Origin of the sequence: Saccharopolyspora sp. NPDC049357, from assembly GCF_040677225.1 — a bacterium.
In the GTDB taxonomy this organism is placed as follows: domain Bacteria; phylum Actinomycetota; class Actinomycetes; order Mycobacteriales; family Pseudonocardiaceae; genus Saccharopolyspora.
In genome coordinates, this window is record NZ_JBFAQJ010000035.1 from 22,695 (window position 1) to 37,205 (window position 14,511).

14 protein-coding genes are annotated in these 14,511 nt (G+C 69.7%); 6 read left to right on the forward strand and 8 right to left on the reverse strand.

Annotated elements, in window-relative coordinates; genetic code table 11:
- Positions 1-129 precede the first annotated feature (129 nt).
- Positions 130-900: a 5-oxoprolinase subunit PxpA gene (locus AB0J91_RS24795; RefSeq protein ID WP_363873112.1), complete on the forward strand. Its 771-nt coding sequence runs from the start codon at positions 130-132 to the stop codon at positions 898-900.
- A gap of 1 nt (position 901) precedes the next feature.
- Here AB0J91_RS24795 and AB0J91_RS24800 read toward each other — a convergent pair whose 3' ends face one another.
- Together AB0J91_RS24800 and AB0J91_RS24805 are read right to left on the reverse strand one after the other, a co-directional pair.
- Positions 902-1,834: a nitrilase-related carbon-nitrogen hydrolase gene (locus AB0J91_RS24800; RefSeq protein ID WP_363791776.1), complete on the reverse strand. Its 933-nt coding sequence runs from the start codon at positions 1,832-1,834 to the stop codon at positions 902-904.
- A gap of 19 nt (positions 1,835-1,853) precedes the next feature.
- Positions 1,854-3,137 (reverse strand): glutamate decarboxylase, encoded by a 1,284-nt coding sequence (locus AB0J91_RS24805; protein ID WP_363873115.1) that lies wholly within the window; start codon positions 3,135-3,137, stop codon positions 1,854-1,856.
- A 390-nt stretch (positions 3,138-3,527) separates the two neighbouring features.
- Here AB0J91_RS24805 and AB0J91_RS24810 point away from each other — a divergent pair, with 390 nt between their 5' ends.
- Positions 3,528-3,764: a response regulator transcription factor gene (locus AB0J91_RS24810; RefSeq protein ID WP_363792267.1), complete on the forward strand. Its 237-nt coding sequence runs from the start codon at positions 3,528-3,530 to the stop codon at positions 3,762-3,764.
- 259 nt (positions 3,765-4,023) lie between these two features.
- Here the strand turns inward: AB0J91_RS24810 and AB0J91_RS24815 are convergent, their stop codons facing one another.
- Positions 4,024-5,340 carry an MFS transporter gene (locus AB0J91_RS24815; protein ID WP_363873118.1) on the reverse strand — a complete coding sequence of 439 codons (1,317 nt, stop codon included), beginning with the start codon at positions 5,338-5,340 and terminating at the stop codon, positions 4,024-4,026.
- Positions 5,341-5,432: 92 nt separating this feature from the next.
- Positions 5,433-6,299 (reverse strand): amidohydrolase family protein, encoded by an 867-nt coding sequence (locus tag AB0J91_RS24820; RefSeq protein ID WP_363873200.1) that lies wholly within the window; start codon positions 6,297-6,299, stop codon positions 5,433-5,435.
- A gap of 123 nt (positions 6,300-6,422) precedes the next feature.
- Here AB0J91_RS24820 and AB0J91_RS24825 point away from each other — a divergent pair, with 123 nt between their 5' ends.
- Complete coding sequence (locus AB0J91_RS24825) at positions 6,423-7,262, forward strand: PaaX family transcriptional regulator C-terminal domain-containing protein (RefSeq protein WP_363873121.1); 840 nt, start codon at positions 6,423-6,425, stop codon at positions 7,260-7,262.
- A gap of 57 nt (positions 7,263-7,319) precedes the next feature.
- On the forward strand, positions 7,320-7,928 hold the full coding sequence (locus AB0J91_RS24830; RefSeq protein WP_363791784.1) for a class I SAM-dependent methyltransferase: 609 nt from the start codon (positions 7,320-7,322) through the stop codon (positions 7,926-7,928).
- On the opposite strand, the gene AB0J91_RS24835 is transcribed toward AB0J91_RS24830, so the two are convergent.
- The 3 genes from AB0J91_RS24835 to AB0J91_RS24845 are packed head-to-tail and all read right to left on the reverse strand — an operon-like array spanning position 7,912 to position 11,320.
- On the reverse strand, positions 7,912-9,126 hold the full coding sequence (locus tag AB0J91_RS24835; RefSeq protein WP_363873124.1) for a CoA transferase: 1,215 nt from the start codon (positions 9,124-9,126) through the stop codon (positions 7,912-7,914). The two genes, AB0J91_RS24830 and AB0J91_RS24835, sit on opposite strands and share 17 nt — an antisense overlap.
- A complete protein-coding gene (locus AB0J91_RS24840; protein ID WP_363873127.1) occupies positions 9,123-10,202 on the reverse strand; it encodes an acyl-CoA dehydrogenase family protein in 1,080 nt (359 codons plus the stop codon). Before AB0J91_RS24840 ends, AB0J91_RS24835 begins: the two co-directional genes overlap by 4 nt.
- Positions 10,202-11,320: an acyl-CoA dehydrogenase family protein gene (locus AB0J91_RS24845; protein WP_363873130.1), complete on the reverse strand. Its 1,119-nt coding sequence runs from the start codon at positions 11,318-11,320 to the stop codon at positions 10,202-10,204. Before AB0J91_RS24845 ends, AB0J91_RS24840 begins: the two co-directional genes overlap by 1 nt.
- Before the next feature lie 152 nt (positions 11,321-11,472).
- Here AB0J91_RS24845 and AB0J91_RS24850 point away from each other — a divergent pair, with 152 nt between their 5' ends.
- Complete coding sequence (locus AB0J91_RS24850) at positions 11,473-12,273, forward strand: crotonase/enoyl-CoA hydratase family protein (RefSeq protein WP_363791792.1); 801 nt, start codon at positions 11,473-11,475, stop codon at positions 12,271-12,273.
- Positions 12,274-12,498: 225 nt separating this feature from the next.
- Here AB0J91_RS24850 and AB0J91_RS24855 read toward each other — a convergent pair whose 3' ends face one another.
- Positions 12,499-13,677: an NADH:flavin oxidoreductase gene (locus tag AB0J91_RS24855; protein ID WP_363873203.1), complete on the reverse strand. Its 1,179-nt coding sequence runs from the start codon at positions 13,675-13,677 to the stop codon at positions 12,499-12,501.
- A gap of 144 nt (positions 13,678-13,821) precedes the next feature.
- Here AB0J91_RS24855 and AB0J91_RS24860 point away from each other — a divergent pair, with 144 nt between their 5' ends.
- Positions 13,822-14,412, forward strand: coding sequence for a TetR/AcrR family transcriptional regulator (locus tag AB0J91_RS24860; protein WP_363873133.1), 591 nt, complete (start codon positions 13,822-13,824; stop codon positions 14,410-14,412).
- Positions 14,413-14,511 lie beyond the last annotated feature (99 nt).

A 14,511-nucleotide genomic window follows, 5' to 3' on the forward strand; every position in this document is an offset into this window, starting at 1 on the left:
CGCCGCGGGACGGCTCGACGCAGCGCGTCGGTCACCAATCGACCACCTTCGAGTGAGAGGATAGGCTGATTGATCTGCGTGCGCAATCACCGGAAACTAAGGTGGGCGCCCGGATCCGGAGGTGAGTCCATGCGCACTCTCGTCGATCTCAACGCCGATGCTGGGGAGAGCTTCGGGCGGTGGCGTCTCGGTGACGACGCCCGCCTCATCCCCCTCGTGACGTCGGTGAACATCGCTTGCGGCTGGCACGCCGGGGACCCGGCGACGATGCAGCGCTCCGTCGAACTGGCACGCGACGGGGACACCGCTGTCGGCGCGCACCCCGGTTTTCCCGACCTCGCCGGTTTCGGCAGGCGCGCCATGGCGCTGAGCCCGGAGGACGCCGCGCGCGCCTGCCTGTACCAGTTCGGGGCGCTGCAGGCGATCGCCGCTCGTTGCGGTGAGACGATCCGGCACGTCAAGCCGCACGGCGCGTTCTACGGGCTGACGCTCAAGGACGAGGGGGTCGCCGAAGCCATCGTGGAGGCACTCGCGACCGCGGCTCCCGGCGTGCGGGTCGTGCTGCTGGCCGGGCCCGTGTCCGAACGCCTCGCCGAACGCGGGTTCCCGGTGATCCGCGAGGCCTTCGCCGACCTCGACTACGACGACTCCGGGCACATCATCATCGAACCGGAGCCGCTGCCGAAGTCGCCGGAGACCTGCGCGGATCAGGCGGAGGCCGTGCTGCGGGGCGAGGTGCGCTCCGTGTCGGGCGAACCCATCCCGGTCGACGCCGACACGATCTGCCTGCACGGCGACCGGCCGAACGCGGTGGACATCGCGGAGGCGATCCGCGAACGGTTCGCCTCCGCGGGTGTCCGTCTTGCGCCGATGGCCGAAGTGGCGGACGCTCGAGGCTGATTCAGCCCGCGGGCAACAGCCTTTCGGATTCGGCCATCCGCGAATCGCTCAGGTGGTCACCTTCCGGGCTGAACGGCGGCACCGCTTCGGGCAGGCAGTCGGCCAGCAGCAACGAGTCCACCGCGCGCTCCTCCGGCCCGGCGCTGACGACCGGGGAGCCGTCCGGCGCCCAGATGCCGGAGTTGCCCCGGTACTCCCACTGGCCGCGGTCGGACACCTCCCAGCCGCGCCGGTTGGCGTAGGCCACGAAAACCCGCCAGACGGCGGCCATCGCGGGGATGATGTGCTCGGTGGCGTCGGGGTAGGCCACCAGCGTCGGGTGCCCGTTCTGGAGCGTGAAGTGCCGGTCGGCGGCCGTGGGGCCGACGATCAGTCGCGCTCCCCGCCGCACCAGGCTCTGGTACAGCGGCGGGAACTCGCACTCGTAGCAGTTGAGCAGCCCGACCGGGAACCCGTTCACCTGGACCACGGGTGGCAGGTCGTGCCCCGGCGTGAAGTTCACCCGTTCGGCCTCGCCGTAGAGGTGGGTCTTGCGGTAGTTGGCCTGGAGCTCCCCGTCGGCGACGAGGGCCACCGAGTCGTGCAGCGCACCGTTGGCGCCCCTTTCGACGTAGGGCAGGGCGACCGCGATCTCGTGCTGGGTGGACAGCTTCCTGGCCAGTTCGACACTCCTTCCGTCACTCGGCTCGGCGAGCTGCTCGCACAGCTCGCGGTTGAGCGCGTAGCCGGTGTTGAAGCATTCGGGGAAGGCGCACAGCTGGCTTCCGTAGCCGGCGGCGAGCGCCAACACCTCCTCCATCCGGAGGAGGTTCTCCGCCACCGCCTCGGGCGTTCCCGAGGGGTTCTCGCCCTGGAAGAGCGCGAGGCGAATCCCGGTGCCGGACCGCGGTGGTTCGCGGTCGGTCAACCGGCTGACGATTCGGACGGGACGCATGGATGTTCTCCTTTTCCGATCAGTTCGCGTGGGAAACGAATTCCTCGACGGCGGTCGCGAGGGTCTCGACCGCCTCCGACGTGAGATCACCGCGCACGACGATGCGCATCACCTCGACGTCGTCGAGCTTCGGCGGGAAGGTGTAGACGGGTACGGACCAGCCGAGATCGGCCAGTCGCTTGGACACCTCCCGCAGGTCGACGGGCGGTTCCGCGGTCACCACGACCACGGGTAACTCACTGCCGTCGCCCAGAACCCGCAGCCGTCCGGTTGCCTGCAACCGCGTGGCCAGCCGCTGCGCGAGCGACCTGGAACGGGCGTGCACGGCGCGGAAACCGGCGAGCCCGAGGCGCACGAAGTTGTAGTACTGGATGACCACGGGAGCCGCCGACCTGGAGAAGGTCAGCTCGTAGTGGGCGTCGTCGCCGCCGAGGTAGTTGATCCGAACCCCCAGTTCGGGGCGGCGACGGCTCCGGTCACGCCACAGCAACCAGCCCAGGCCAGGCAGCACCATGCCGGACTTGTGGCCGGAAGCGTTGATCGAGACCACTCGCGGGATCTGGAAGTCCCAGAGCAGCTCCGGGTCCAGGAACGGTGCGATGAAACCGCCCGATGCGGCGTCGACGTGCAGCGGGATGTCGATACCGCGCTGCTCCTCCAGCTGGTCCAGCCGCTCCGCGATCTCGGCGATGGGTTCGTAGCGGCCGTCCAGAGTGGACCCCAGGATTCCGACGACGCCGATGGTCCGCTCGTCGCAGAGGCGCTCGACCACGCTGCCGTCGAGCGCCGGCCCGTTGTCGGTCGCCGGAGCGACGCGGGCCTCCACCCCCCAGTGACGGCAGAACTTCTTCCAGCAGGCGTGCGCGCCGGCACCCATGACGATGTTCGGCCGGCTCAGCCGATCGCCGGTGCGGTCCTGCCAGGTCCGCAGCAAGGACGCACCGGCGAGCATCGCCGCCTCGCTGGACCCGGTGGTGGCACTGCCCACGACCTGGCCCGCATCGCCGTGCCACAGCGCGCTGATGATGTCGACGCACTCGCGCAGCAGCGCGTCGATGGCCGGGTACTGCTCTCGGTCGACGAGGTTGTAGTTCAGGTACTCGCGGTACAGCCGGTGAGCCTCCGGTTCGATCGATGTGGTCAGGAAGGTCGCGAGGTTGCGCTCCGGCGGGCCGTCTCCGCTCAGCCTTTCGGTGACGGCTTTGAAAGCCTCATCCGCGTCCATTCCGAATAAAGGGATCCCGCCCCGAAGTTGCGTCGAGCAACCCGATGATTCCTCGAACGCCTTCGGCAAAGCAGACATCGTCGAATGCTCCTGTTCCTGGTTGTGTGCGAAACACGATCAACGCTACGACCAGGCAGGACCAGTTACCATGAACAATTCGCCCCAGATCTTCCGAACTAGTCCCAGGCCGCTGGGACTGGTCCACACGGGGCAATTACCCACTCATACGAGGGATTCGCGGACAGGGTCGTAATTCGCGCGTAATGCTGTGGCGAAATGGGAAGTAGGAAAGGACGGGTGCAGGGTGCCCCCGGACGATCCGCCCAGTGGAGGCATTTCATGGCCCGTTCATCTGACCGGGCTCTGGACCGGGCGATCACCGCGTTGCTGCACGAGGCCGTCGAGCACTCGCGTGCGATGCGTCAGGTTCTGAACCAGGTCGGTCAGCTAGCTTCATTAAGGATCAACATGCTCGAATCATCGGATTCTTCCGAAACCACGCTGACCGAGGTGCTTTCACCGCTGACCAAGCGGGAACGAGAGGTGCTCGATCACCTGGCTCGCGGCTCCTCCAACAAGCAGATCGGACGATCACTGGGGATATCGGAACGCACGGTCAAGAACCACCTCCGGAACATCTTCACGAAACTCGGTGTGGGCGACCGGACTTCAGCCGTGGTGAAGGCGCTGGGCCGCATGGGTTAGCTCGCGGGAGTGGTACCGCAGAACCGCTCCAGGTCCGCGTCCGAATCCTCGTGCACCTCCGGGCGCCTCGCCCGGAGGTGTGCCGCGCAGGCGAACCCGCCCACCGCGACGCTGTGAGGTGGCCACATCAGCTCCTTCCGTCCGAACAGGATCAGGCGTGGAGGTGGCGGAGCGGATCTCAGGAGCAGATCACCACCGTCCGACAGAGTCGACCAGGCGCGCGATCAGTTCAATACGGCAAGGAGGTGGTTGTCGGATCTCAGGGAAGCGTCCCGCCCTCCACGCGCTGCGCCTGCGCGGTGCCGCTCAGGTCGTGGCCGCTGGTCTCGCGGAGGGCCAGGACGCACCCGACGGTGAGCGCGCAGAAGGCGGTGATCGTGCCGGAGAGCGCGATCGTGCCCGCTCCGCTGCTCTGCAGCTGCGCGAACAGCACCGGGGCCAGACCGCCGCCCAACCCCGCCAGCTGGTAGCCGAGGGAGGCTCCGGTGTAACGGCTCCCGGTGCTGAACAGCTCGGTGTACAGGGCGGCCAGCGGGCCGTACATCATCGGGTGCAGCACGCCCTGCCCGAGCACCAGAGCGGTCACCAGCAGGGCTCCGCTCCCGCTGTCGACCATCGGGAACAGGGCGAAGCTGTAGGCGGCCATGGCGATGGCGCCCGCCAGGACCACCGGTCGCCTGCCCAGGCGGTCCGAGGCGGCCGACCACGCGATGATGCCCACGACCGCGCACGCGGAGGAGATCGTGATCGCGTTGAGCACCACCTGCCTGCTGAACCCCGCCTGCACGCCGTAGGCGAGCACGAAGGTGGTCAGGGTGGACTGCGCCACGAACGCCGACAGCCCCACTCCGACGCCGAGCGCGAGCTGCTTCGGCCTGGTGCGCAGCACCTCGATCAGCGGTGCCGTCTTGGCGCGCTCCGACTCCTGGAACAGCCGGGGTTCGGCGACCTTCAACCGCACGAACAGCCCCAGCACCAGCAGCGCGATGCTGAGCAGGAACGGGATGCGCCAGCCCCAGGCCAGGAACGCGTCCTCGCCGAGGACCGCGGCCGTGCCGGTCAGCACCGCGGTGGACAGCACCATGCCGCAGGGCGCGCCCGCGTTGGTGAAGCTGGCCCACAGACCGCGTCGCGAGGTGGCGTGCTCGGCCGACATCAGCACCGCACCACCCCACTCACCGCCGACGGCGACGCCTTGCAGGCCCCGCAGCAGCACCAGTCCCAGCGGCGCCCACGCACCGATCTGCTCGTAGGTGGGCAGCAGTCCGATCAGCGAGCTGGCGATGCCCATCAGCAGCATCGTGAGCACCAGCATCCGCTTGCGGCCGAGCCGGTCGCCGAAGTGGCCGAAGACCAGACCGCCGATCGGGCGCGCCAGGTAACCGGTGGCGAACGTGCCGAAGCTGGCCACCGTCGCCACCAGCGGGTCGAGGTTGGTGAAGAACACCTGGCTGAACACCACGGCCGACGCCGTCGCGTAGAGCAGGAAGTCGTAGTACTCGATCACGCTGCCCAGGAAGCTGGACGCGACGGCGCGTCGGAGCTGCGCCGGTGGAGGTGTGGTCGGATCTGTCATGCTGAGACCCTCGTCGTCGGGGGTGCCACCGGCACCAGCGCGGATTGACTGTCCACAGCGGATGGTTCAGCGGTTCTGGCACCGCTGGTCGTTCACCTCAGCCCGAGCAGGGTGACCGCGTTGTCCTTGAGGATCTTCGGCCGGACGTGCGGTTTCATGTCGAGCTTCTCGAAGTCCGACAGCCAGCGGTCGGGCGTGATCACCGGGTAGTCCGAGCCGAACAGCACCTTGTCCTGCAGCAGCGAGTTCGCGTAGTGCACGAGCTGCGGCGGGAAGTACTTCGGCGACCAGCCCGACAGGTCGATGTAGACGAACGGCTTGTGCGTGGCCACCGCCAGCGCCTCGTCCTGCCACGGGAACGACGGGTGCGCGAGGATGATCCGCAGCTCGGGGAAGTCGACGGCCACGTCGTCGACGAGCATCGGGTTCGAGTGCTTCATCCGGATCCCGCCACCACCCGGCACGCCCGCGCCGATACCGGTCTGCCCGGTGTGGAACAGCGCCGGCACGCCGAGCTCCTCGATCGCCTCGTAGAGCGGGTACGCCATCGGGTCGTTCGGGGAGAAGCCCTGGATGCTCGGGTGGAACTTGAACCCGCGGACCCCGTGCTCGGCGACCAGGCGACGCGCCTCCCGCACCCCTGCCTTGCCCTTCCACGGGTCCACGCTCGCGAACGGGATCAGCACGTCGGAGTGCTCGGCGCAGCTCTCGGCGACCTCCTCGTTGGCGATGCGCGGATGCCCGGTGGCGTGTTCGGCGTCCACCGTGAACACCACCGCGGCCATCCGCCGCTGCCGGTAGTGATCGGCCATCTCGGCGATGCTCGGCTGCCGGTGCCCCTGAGCCTTGAAGTACTCCTCCGACGCCCCGAACAGCTCCGGGCTCAGCGAGCCGTGGCCGTCCTTGGAGATCTCGGCGTGGGTGTGCACGTCGATGGCGACCAGTTCGTCGACGTTCATGGCGTGTCCGGTCATGTCAGTCGGAGGTCCCTTCCGCGAGCGTGCCGACCGGACCGAAAGTACGGCGATGTGATGACGGCCGTCAACATTGTGCCCAACATTGAGCGTGACTACGCTGGTCACGTGACCACCTCCGCCGATGACGCGCTGACCTACTCGGCCCGGCCGCAGTCGCTGATGCTCAGCTTCCTGGGCCTGCACGTGCTCGGCCGCGGCACGGCGGTCTACTCGGGCAGCATCATCGACGTCTTCGACCGGATCGACGTCTCGGAGGAGGCGGTGCGCTCGACGCTGAGCCGCATGGCCAAGCGTGGGCTGCTGACCCGGCACCGCCAGGGCCGCCGCGTCTACTTCGGACTCACCGAGCACGCCAGCCAGGTCCTCGAGGACGGCGAGCGGCGGATCTGGCAGACCGGCGCGGTCAACCGCGACTGGGACGGCAACTGGACCCTCGTGGCCTTCTCGCTGCCCGACGCCCGGCGCAGCGACCGCCACGACCTCCGCTCCAAGCTGATCTGGGCCGGGTTCGGCCCGCTGCAGAACGGTCTGTGGATCGCACCGGGCGAGACCGACGTCGTCCGGATCGTCGACGAGCTGGGGCTCAACGACCACGTCACGGTGTTCACCGCGCAGCGGGCGAAGCCGACGGAGGCCGCCGACCTGGTCCGCAAGGCGTTCGACCTCGACGCCATCGCCGAGCGCTACCGCGCCTTCCTCGCTCGCTGGGACGCCCCGTCCCCGCTGCCCTCCGCCCCGGACGACCTGGCGCGGCAGCTCGTGCTGCACACCGATTGGCTGCAACTGGTCCGCCAGGACCCGCACCTGCCTGCCGAACACCTCGACGCCGACTGGCCCGCCATCCGCGCGGAGGGGCTCTTCCGCGACCTCGCCCGCCACTACGACGCCACCGCCTCTCCCCTGGCCGAGCAGGCGATCGAGCAGATCCGACCCACCAGGCCGTGAGCCCCGCGCCGCTGGGGCGCTGACCGGCGGACCACCTCGACGCGCACAATGGGAGACATGGTCGAGCAGAGCGTGTGGATGCAGAAGGTGGCGGCTGACCCGGGGCATTCCGCCTGGTACATCGGTCGCATGCGCGGTCTGGCCGAGGCCGGTGAGGACCTCGCGGGCGAGGCTCGGCTGATCGACGCGATGGCCGAGCGCGGCTCGCGCATTCTCGACGCCGGATGCGGTCCGGGCCGGGTCGCCGGTGCCCTCGCGGCGGCCGGTCACGAGGTGGTCGGGGTGGACGTCGACCCCGCGCTGATCAAGGCCGCGGAGGAGGACCACCCGGGGCCGCGCTGGATCGTCGACGACCTCGCGGAACTCGACCTCGCCGCGCACGGCATCACCGAACCGTTCGACGTGATCGTGTGCGCGGGGAACGTGATGACCTTCCTCGCCCCGAGCACGCGCCGCACCGTGCTGCAGCGGTTCCGCGAGCACCTGGCGCCGCAGGGCCGGGTGGCCGTGGGGTTCGGGACCGGACGCGGGTACGAACCCGACGAGTTCTTCGCCGACGTGGAGGCCGCCGGGCTCGCGCAGGACCTCGCGCTGGCCACCTGGGACCTGCGCCCGCGCCGCGCGGACTCGAACTTCCTCGTCGCGATCCTCAGCCCGGCCGAGTGATCTCGTCGGTGGTGCCGAGCGCTCCCGCGTCGATGAGGCGTTGCACGTCCTCGTCGGCGATACCGGCTTCCGCCAGGACCTCCCGGGAGTGCTGGCCCAGCAGCGGGGCCGGTCGCGGTGGCGGCGGTGGCGTTCCGAAGTCGATCGGTCGCCGGGCCAGCCGGACCGGGCCCACGCCCGGCTGATCGACGGTCTGGAAGAAGCCGGTCGCCACCAGCTGCGGGTCCGCGAAGAGGTCTTCGATCGAGTTGACCGGCCCGTGCGGGATGTCGGCGCGTTCGAACGCCGCGCTCCACTCCGCCGAGGTGCGGTGGACCATCTCCTCGGCCAGCAGCGCGTAGAGCTCGTCGATGTGGGTCGTGCGCGCCCCGATGTCGTGGAAGCGCGGGTCCTCGGCGAGCTCGGGTCGGCCGATCAGGTCGAAGAACGCGATCCAGTGCTTGTCGGCGTACATCATGACGGCCAGGTGACCGTCCTCGGTGGCGTACGGGCGCCGGTGCGCGGAGTCGGTCCTCGGGTAACCGGTGGGGCCTGACGGCGGATCGGTGAGCCAGCCGCCCTGCCGGTCGAGCAGCATGAACGACGCCATCCCCTCCAACATCGGGATCTCCACCGAGCGGCCGGCACCGTCGATCTCCCGAGCGCGGAGAGCGGCGCAGGTGGCCGCGGCCCCGTAGAGACCCATCACCTTGTCGGAGGCCGCCGAGCGCCAGTACTCCGGCTCACCGCCCGCGGCGGCCTGGGCGTCGGCGATGCCGGAGGCCGCCTGGATCACGTCGTCGTAGGCGGGGCGGTCGGCGTGCGGGCCGTTCCTGCCGTAGCCGCGGAACGCGCACAGCACCAGCGCCGGGTTGACCTCGCGCAGGTCGTCCCAGGTGAGTCCCAGCCGAGCCGCCGCCGGAGGGCGGATGTTGTGCAGCAGCACGTCGGTCTCGCGCACCAGCGCGTGCAGCACCTCGCGGGCGTCGTCGCTCTTGAGGTCGACGGCGAGGGAGCGCTTGCCCCGGTTGGCGTTGACGAAGATCGGCCCGGCCCCGGCGCCCGAGGTGTCGCCGACGCCTCGCACCTGGTCGCCGCGCAGCGATTCGACCTTGACGACGTCGGCGCCCCACTCGGCGAGCACCTGAGCCGCGTACGGCCCCATGAACACCGTGGACAGGTCGAGGACCCGCACTCCGGCCAGCGGTTCGCCGCTCATCGGTGATCTCCCGGGAGGGTGGGCGTCTCGGCCGGACCGCCGAGGACCACGTCCCACAGCGAGGAGGTCCTCGTGGTCTCGCCGAGGAAGCGGTCCCAGTCGCGGGTGGTGCCGAACTCGCCGCGCCAGTCGAGCGCGGGCAGCGTGAACAGCTGCAGCGGGTGCTCCTGGGTCGTGCCGATCGCCCCGTGGACCTGGTGGGCGTTGCGCACCACGACCGATACCGCGTGACCGGCGCAGGACCGGGCCGCCGCGACCTTGACCGCCGAGGGCGCTCCGGTTTCGGCCGCGTCCAGCACGGCCGCGTCCACCGCCGCACGCGCAAGAGCCGCTTCAGCGGCGGCGTCGGCCACCAGGTGCTGCACGGCCTGGAACTTCGCGATCGGACGCCCGAACTGCACCCGAGTCCGACTGTGCTCCACGCACAACCGAACGACCTCGTCCAACGCCCCCACGATCTGCACCCCTCGGGCCAGAGCCCCCCGCAGGACCAACTCGTCCAGCGCCCCCGAACCGACCTCCACAACCCCAGGAGGTTCCTCAACCCCCCGCAGCTCCCCCCGAGGCAACCCGGACCGGGCACCCGGATCACTCCCGTGATCAGGTCCCTGATTACGGGAGTGATCCGGGTGGGGTGGGGTGGGGGTTTCGGCTACGGCGCAGGTGCCGTTGGGGCGGCGGAAGAGGAGGACTGCGGGGACCTGGCCAAGCCAGGGGACCGCTCGGGCCGTCCCGTCGGGTTCCACGATCGCGAGGGTCAGCGGAGTCGCCGGGTCGTCCGCGGGAGTTCCGGCCGCGCGGAGGAGCCAGTGGGCCAGCAGGTCGCTCTCGGCGAACGGGAGATGTCTTGCCGCGGCGGCGCTTTCGCTCAGGAGGGCGGCGGCTTCGGGCCATCCCGCGCCTGAGCCGCCCTGCTGTTCCGGGGCGGTCAGGGCGGTGAAACCGAGTCTGCTCAAGCGTTCCCACAGCTCCGCTTCGAAACCGACGCCGCTGGTGGTCTGGTCGAGCCGGTCGAGGAGGTCGCCGGCGAGGACCTCGCGCAGCACGTCGCGCAGCTCAGGGTCGACGGTGGTCATCAGCGCATTCCCAATCCGCGTGCGATGACGCCTCGCAAGATCTCGTTCGTCCCGCCGCGCAGCGTGAACCCGGGCCGCTGCTGCACGGCTCGGCGGGTGAGCGCGGCGATGTCGCCGGTTTCGCCGGACGGAGTCGCGATGTCGGCCAGGTCGGCGATGTCGCCTTCGAGGACGGTTCCGAGCACCTTCACCAGCGCTGCCGGAACGTCCGCCCGGTCTCCGCGCTGGAGCGCGGCGGCGATGGACAGCGACATCTGGTGCAGTCCGGCCAGCCTGCCTGCGATCCTCCCCGCCTCGGCCGGTTCCAGGCTCCCGACCAGGGATTTCGCCAGCTGGTAGGTGGACAGGAACCGCTCCGGCCCGGAGCGCTCGAACGCAAGCTCCGAGGTGACCTGGTGCCAGCCCGCGCCGATCTCCCCCACGACGTGATCGTCGGGCACCACCACCCCGTCGAGGTGGACCTCGTTGAAGTGGTGCGACCCGTTCGCCGAGAGGACCGGCCGGATCTCCACGCCCGGGGAATCCAGCCTCACCAGCAACTGGCTCAGCCCGCCGTGGCGGTCCTCCCCCGGCGGCGAGGTGCGGACGAGGGCGATGAAGGCGTCCGCGACGTGCGCCCCGGAGGTCCACAGCTTGGTGCCGCGCACCCGCCAGCCACCGTCGACCCGTTCGGCCCGCGTCCGCACGCTGGCCAGGTCGGAGCCCGAATCCGGCTCGCTCATGCCGATCGCGAAGAACACCTCACCGGTCACGATGCGCGGCAGGTACTCCCGCTTGAGCCGCTCGCTGCCGAAGCGCAGCAGGTTCGGCGCGACCTGCCGGTCGGAGATCCAGTGCGCGGCGACCGGCGCACCTGCGGCCAGCAACTCCTCGGTGACCACGAACCGCTCCAGGAACGTCCTCCCGTGACCGCCGTACTCGGTGGGAACGGTCATGCCCAGCCATCCCCGCTCGGCGAGCGCGCGCGTGAAACCCACGTCCCACCCGCTCAACCAGCTGTCCACGGTCGGTTCGAAGGCGCCCGCGGCGACCTGCTCCGCGAGGAAACCCCGCACCTCCCGGCGCACCACGTCCAGCTCCTCGTCCTCGCGAACGGGCGGCGGCATCAACGACGGCATCGACCACTCCTGCACTGGATCCGGAACGGTTGCGCTCACCACGTAACCGGTACGCACGTCGCAGGTCAACGGGCCTTGCCGATGACCTGGTACCGCACGGGCACGTAGGGTGTCGCCGAGTCAGGCCCGGCTGCTTTGGAGGAACGGTTCTCATGTCCGATGTGCTGCTGGTCGAGCGCGCCGATCACGTGGAGACCTGGACGATCAACCTGCCCGATCAGCGCAATCCGATCTCCGGTGCGGACGTGATCGAGGCGTTCGAGGACAACGCGCGGCGGGCGCAGCAGGACCTCGACGTGCGGTGCGTGGTCCTCACCGGAGCGGGCAAGGCGTTCTCCGCCGGCGGCAACGTCAATGACATGCGGGAGAAGGCCGGCATGTTCAGCGGCAGCCCGTGGGAGATGCGCAACGGCTACCGCGACGGCATCCAGCGGATCCCGCTGGCCCTGTCCGAGTGCGAGGTCCCGATGGTGGCCGCCGTCAACGGCCCGGCGGTCGGGGCCGGATGCGACCTGGCCATGATGTGCGACCTGCGGGTGGCCTCCACCAACGCCTGGTTCGCCGAGTCCTTCGTGCAGCTGGGCATCATCCCCGGCGACGGCGGCGCCTGGTTCCTCACCCAGGCCATCGGCCCGCAGCGCGCGGCGGAGATGGCGCTCACCGGCGACCGCGTCACGGCCGCGAAGGCCCTCGAATGGGGCATGGTCGCGCACGTCGTCGAGCCGGAGCAGCTGCTCGACGAAGCCCGCGCGCTGGCAGCCCGGGTCGCCAAGAACCCGCCGCACGCCACCCGGATGGCCAAGCGGCTGCTCAAGGAGTCCCGGACCAACGACCTGCGCCACGTGCTGGAGCTCTCGGCCGCCATGCAGGCCCTCTCCCACCACACCGCCGACCACGCCGAAGCCATGGACGCCGTGCTCGACAAGCGCACCGCCACCTACCGAGGCCGCTGACCGTTCCGCAGCTGCTGTCCGTTCCGCGGCTGCTGACCGTTCCGCGGCTGCTGTCCCGGATTTCAGTGGAACTCGGGTCTCCGATTTCCACTGAAATCCCCAACTTCCACTGAAATCCGGTCCCCGACTTCCACTGAAATCCCCAACTTCCACTGAAATCCGGTCCCCGACTTCCACTGAAATCCCTGATTTCCACTGAAATCCGGGGCCTGAGTTCCACTGAAATCAGTGTTGGGGTGGGTTCTCCGGGGTCAGGACGCAGCGGGAGCCGGTGAAGATGGTGACCATGCAGCGGTTGTTGTGGTTGCACAGCGACCGGGTGCCGGAGTCCGCCGCGATGCGGTTGATCAGGTCGGGTTCGCGGAGCAGGGCCCGGCCCATCGCCACGAACTGGAAGCCCTCCCGCATGGCGGTGTCCATGATCTGCCGGTCGGTGATGCCTCCGAGCAGCACCATCGGCAGGTCCACCGCCGCGCGGATCTGGCGGGCGTCGTCCAGCAGGTAGCCGTCCTGGTAGGGGTATTCGCGGAGGAACCTGCTGCCGACCAGCTTCACGCCGGTGCGGATGGGTTCGCGCATCACCGAGGCGAACTCGCGGAGCGGGGCGTCGCCCTTGAACAGGTACATCGGGTTGAGCAGCGAACTGCCCGCCGTCATCTCCAACGCATCCACGGTGCCCTCGGCCTCCAGCCACTGCGCCACCGTGATCGCCTCGTCCAGCCAGAACCCGCCGGGCACACCGTCATCCATGCTCAGCTTGGCCAGGATGGCGATCCGGTCGCCGACCGCTTCGCGGACCGCGCGCATGATCCGCAACGCGAAACGGGCCCGGTTCACGAGACTTCCGCCGTAGGAGTCGGTGCGCCTGTTGAGCTTGGGGCTGAGGAACGAGCTGGCCAGGTAGTTGTGTCCCAAGTGGATTTCGACGGCGTCGAAACCGGTTGCCACGGCCATCGTCGCGGCTTGGCCGTGCGCCTGGACGACCCGGTCGATGTCGGCGGGGGTCGCGGCCTTGACCGGGCGCAGCGATTGCAGGCTCAGCGACCTGCTCGGCCCGAGCGCGGGCAGCTTCGTCTTGGTGGAGTCGGCGACCGGCCCGGAGTGGCCGACCTGCGCGGAGATCGCAGCGCCCTCGGCGTGCACGGCCTCGGTCAACCGCCGCAGACCCGGGACGGCCTCCTCGCGCCAGACGATCTGGTGCCCGTCGGTGCGCCCCTCGGGCGCGACCGCGCAGTAGGCGACCGTGGTCATCCCGACACCACCGGCGGCGTGCCGCACGTGGAAGTCGATCAGCTCGTCGGTGACCAGTCCGCGACGGGCCCTCTTCTCGTAGGTCGCGGCTTTGAGCACGCGGTTGCGCAGCCGCAACGGCCCCAGCGTCGCCGGGCCGAGCACGTCGGGCATGACCTTCTCGCGCATCGCTTCGTCCTCACCTCGTCGGAAGTCCGGCGTTGCGATCGGCACCCTACCAGCATTTTGGCGCATCGAGCCAAAATCATGAACCGGCGCCGACCAGCGCGGAGACCTGGGTCGACTATCGTCGGCGAGGTGAGCAACAGCGACGTGTCCGCACCGCAGCGCGGCCGCCCGACCGTGCTCGACCGCACCGCCATCGCCACCGAGACCTTCCGGCTCTGGACCGAGCACGGCTACGACCGCGTGGGCTGGAAGGACATCGCCGAGGCCACCGGAATCAGCGTCCGCACCCTCGTCCGGCACTTCGCGCGCAAGTCCGACATCGCCTGGATCGGCGTCCCCGCCGCCACCCGCCGACTGCGCGACGCGCTCGACGGCACCCCCGAGGCCACCCCCGTCAGCGACGCCGTCCGCCGCGCGATCGTCGCGTCCATTTCGGACGATCCGATGACACCCGCCGGGCCCGACTGGATCCGAGTCGTGTGCGCCGAACCCGAGATCGCAGGCACGGCCCCCACCGCCTACCGGCCCTGGATCGCCGAGCTCGCCCGCTTCATCGACCACCGCGTTCCCGGCATCACCCCCGCCGCCGCCACCGCCCTGGCCAGCGGATATCAGGCGGCCACCTTCGCGGCCCTGGTCGAGTGGAGCGAGAGCGGCTCCCACGAACACGCCGCCGCGGCGGCGGACGAAGCCCTCACCTGGCTGTCCGTCGTGCCGTGAGCCGGCAACGGCACCCCGAGCGATTTCCTGCGAATCGCACGTCCGATGCCGTGGAAATCACAATTCAGAATGATTTCACCGCGCACGCCAAAAGCTTCG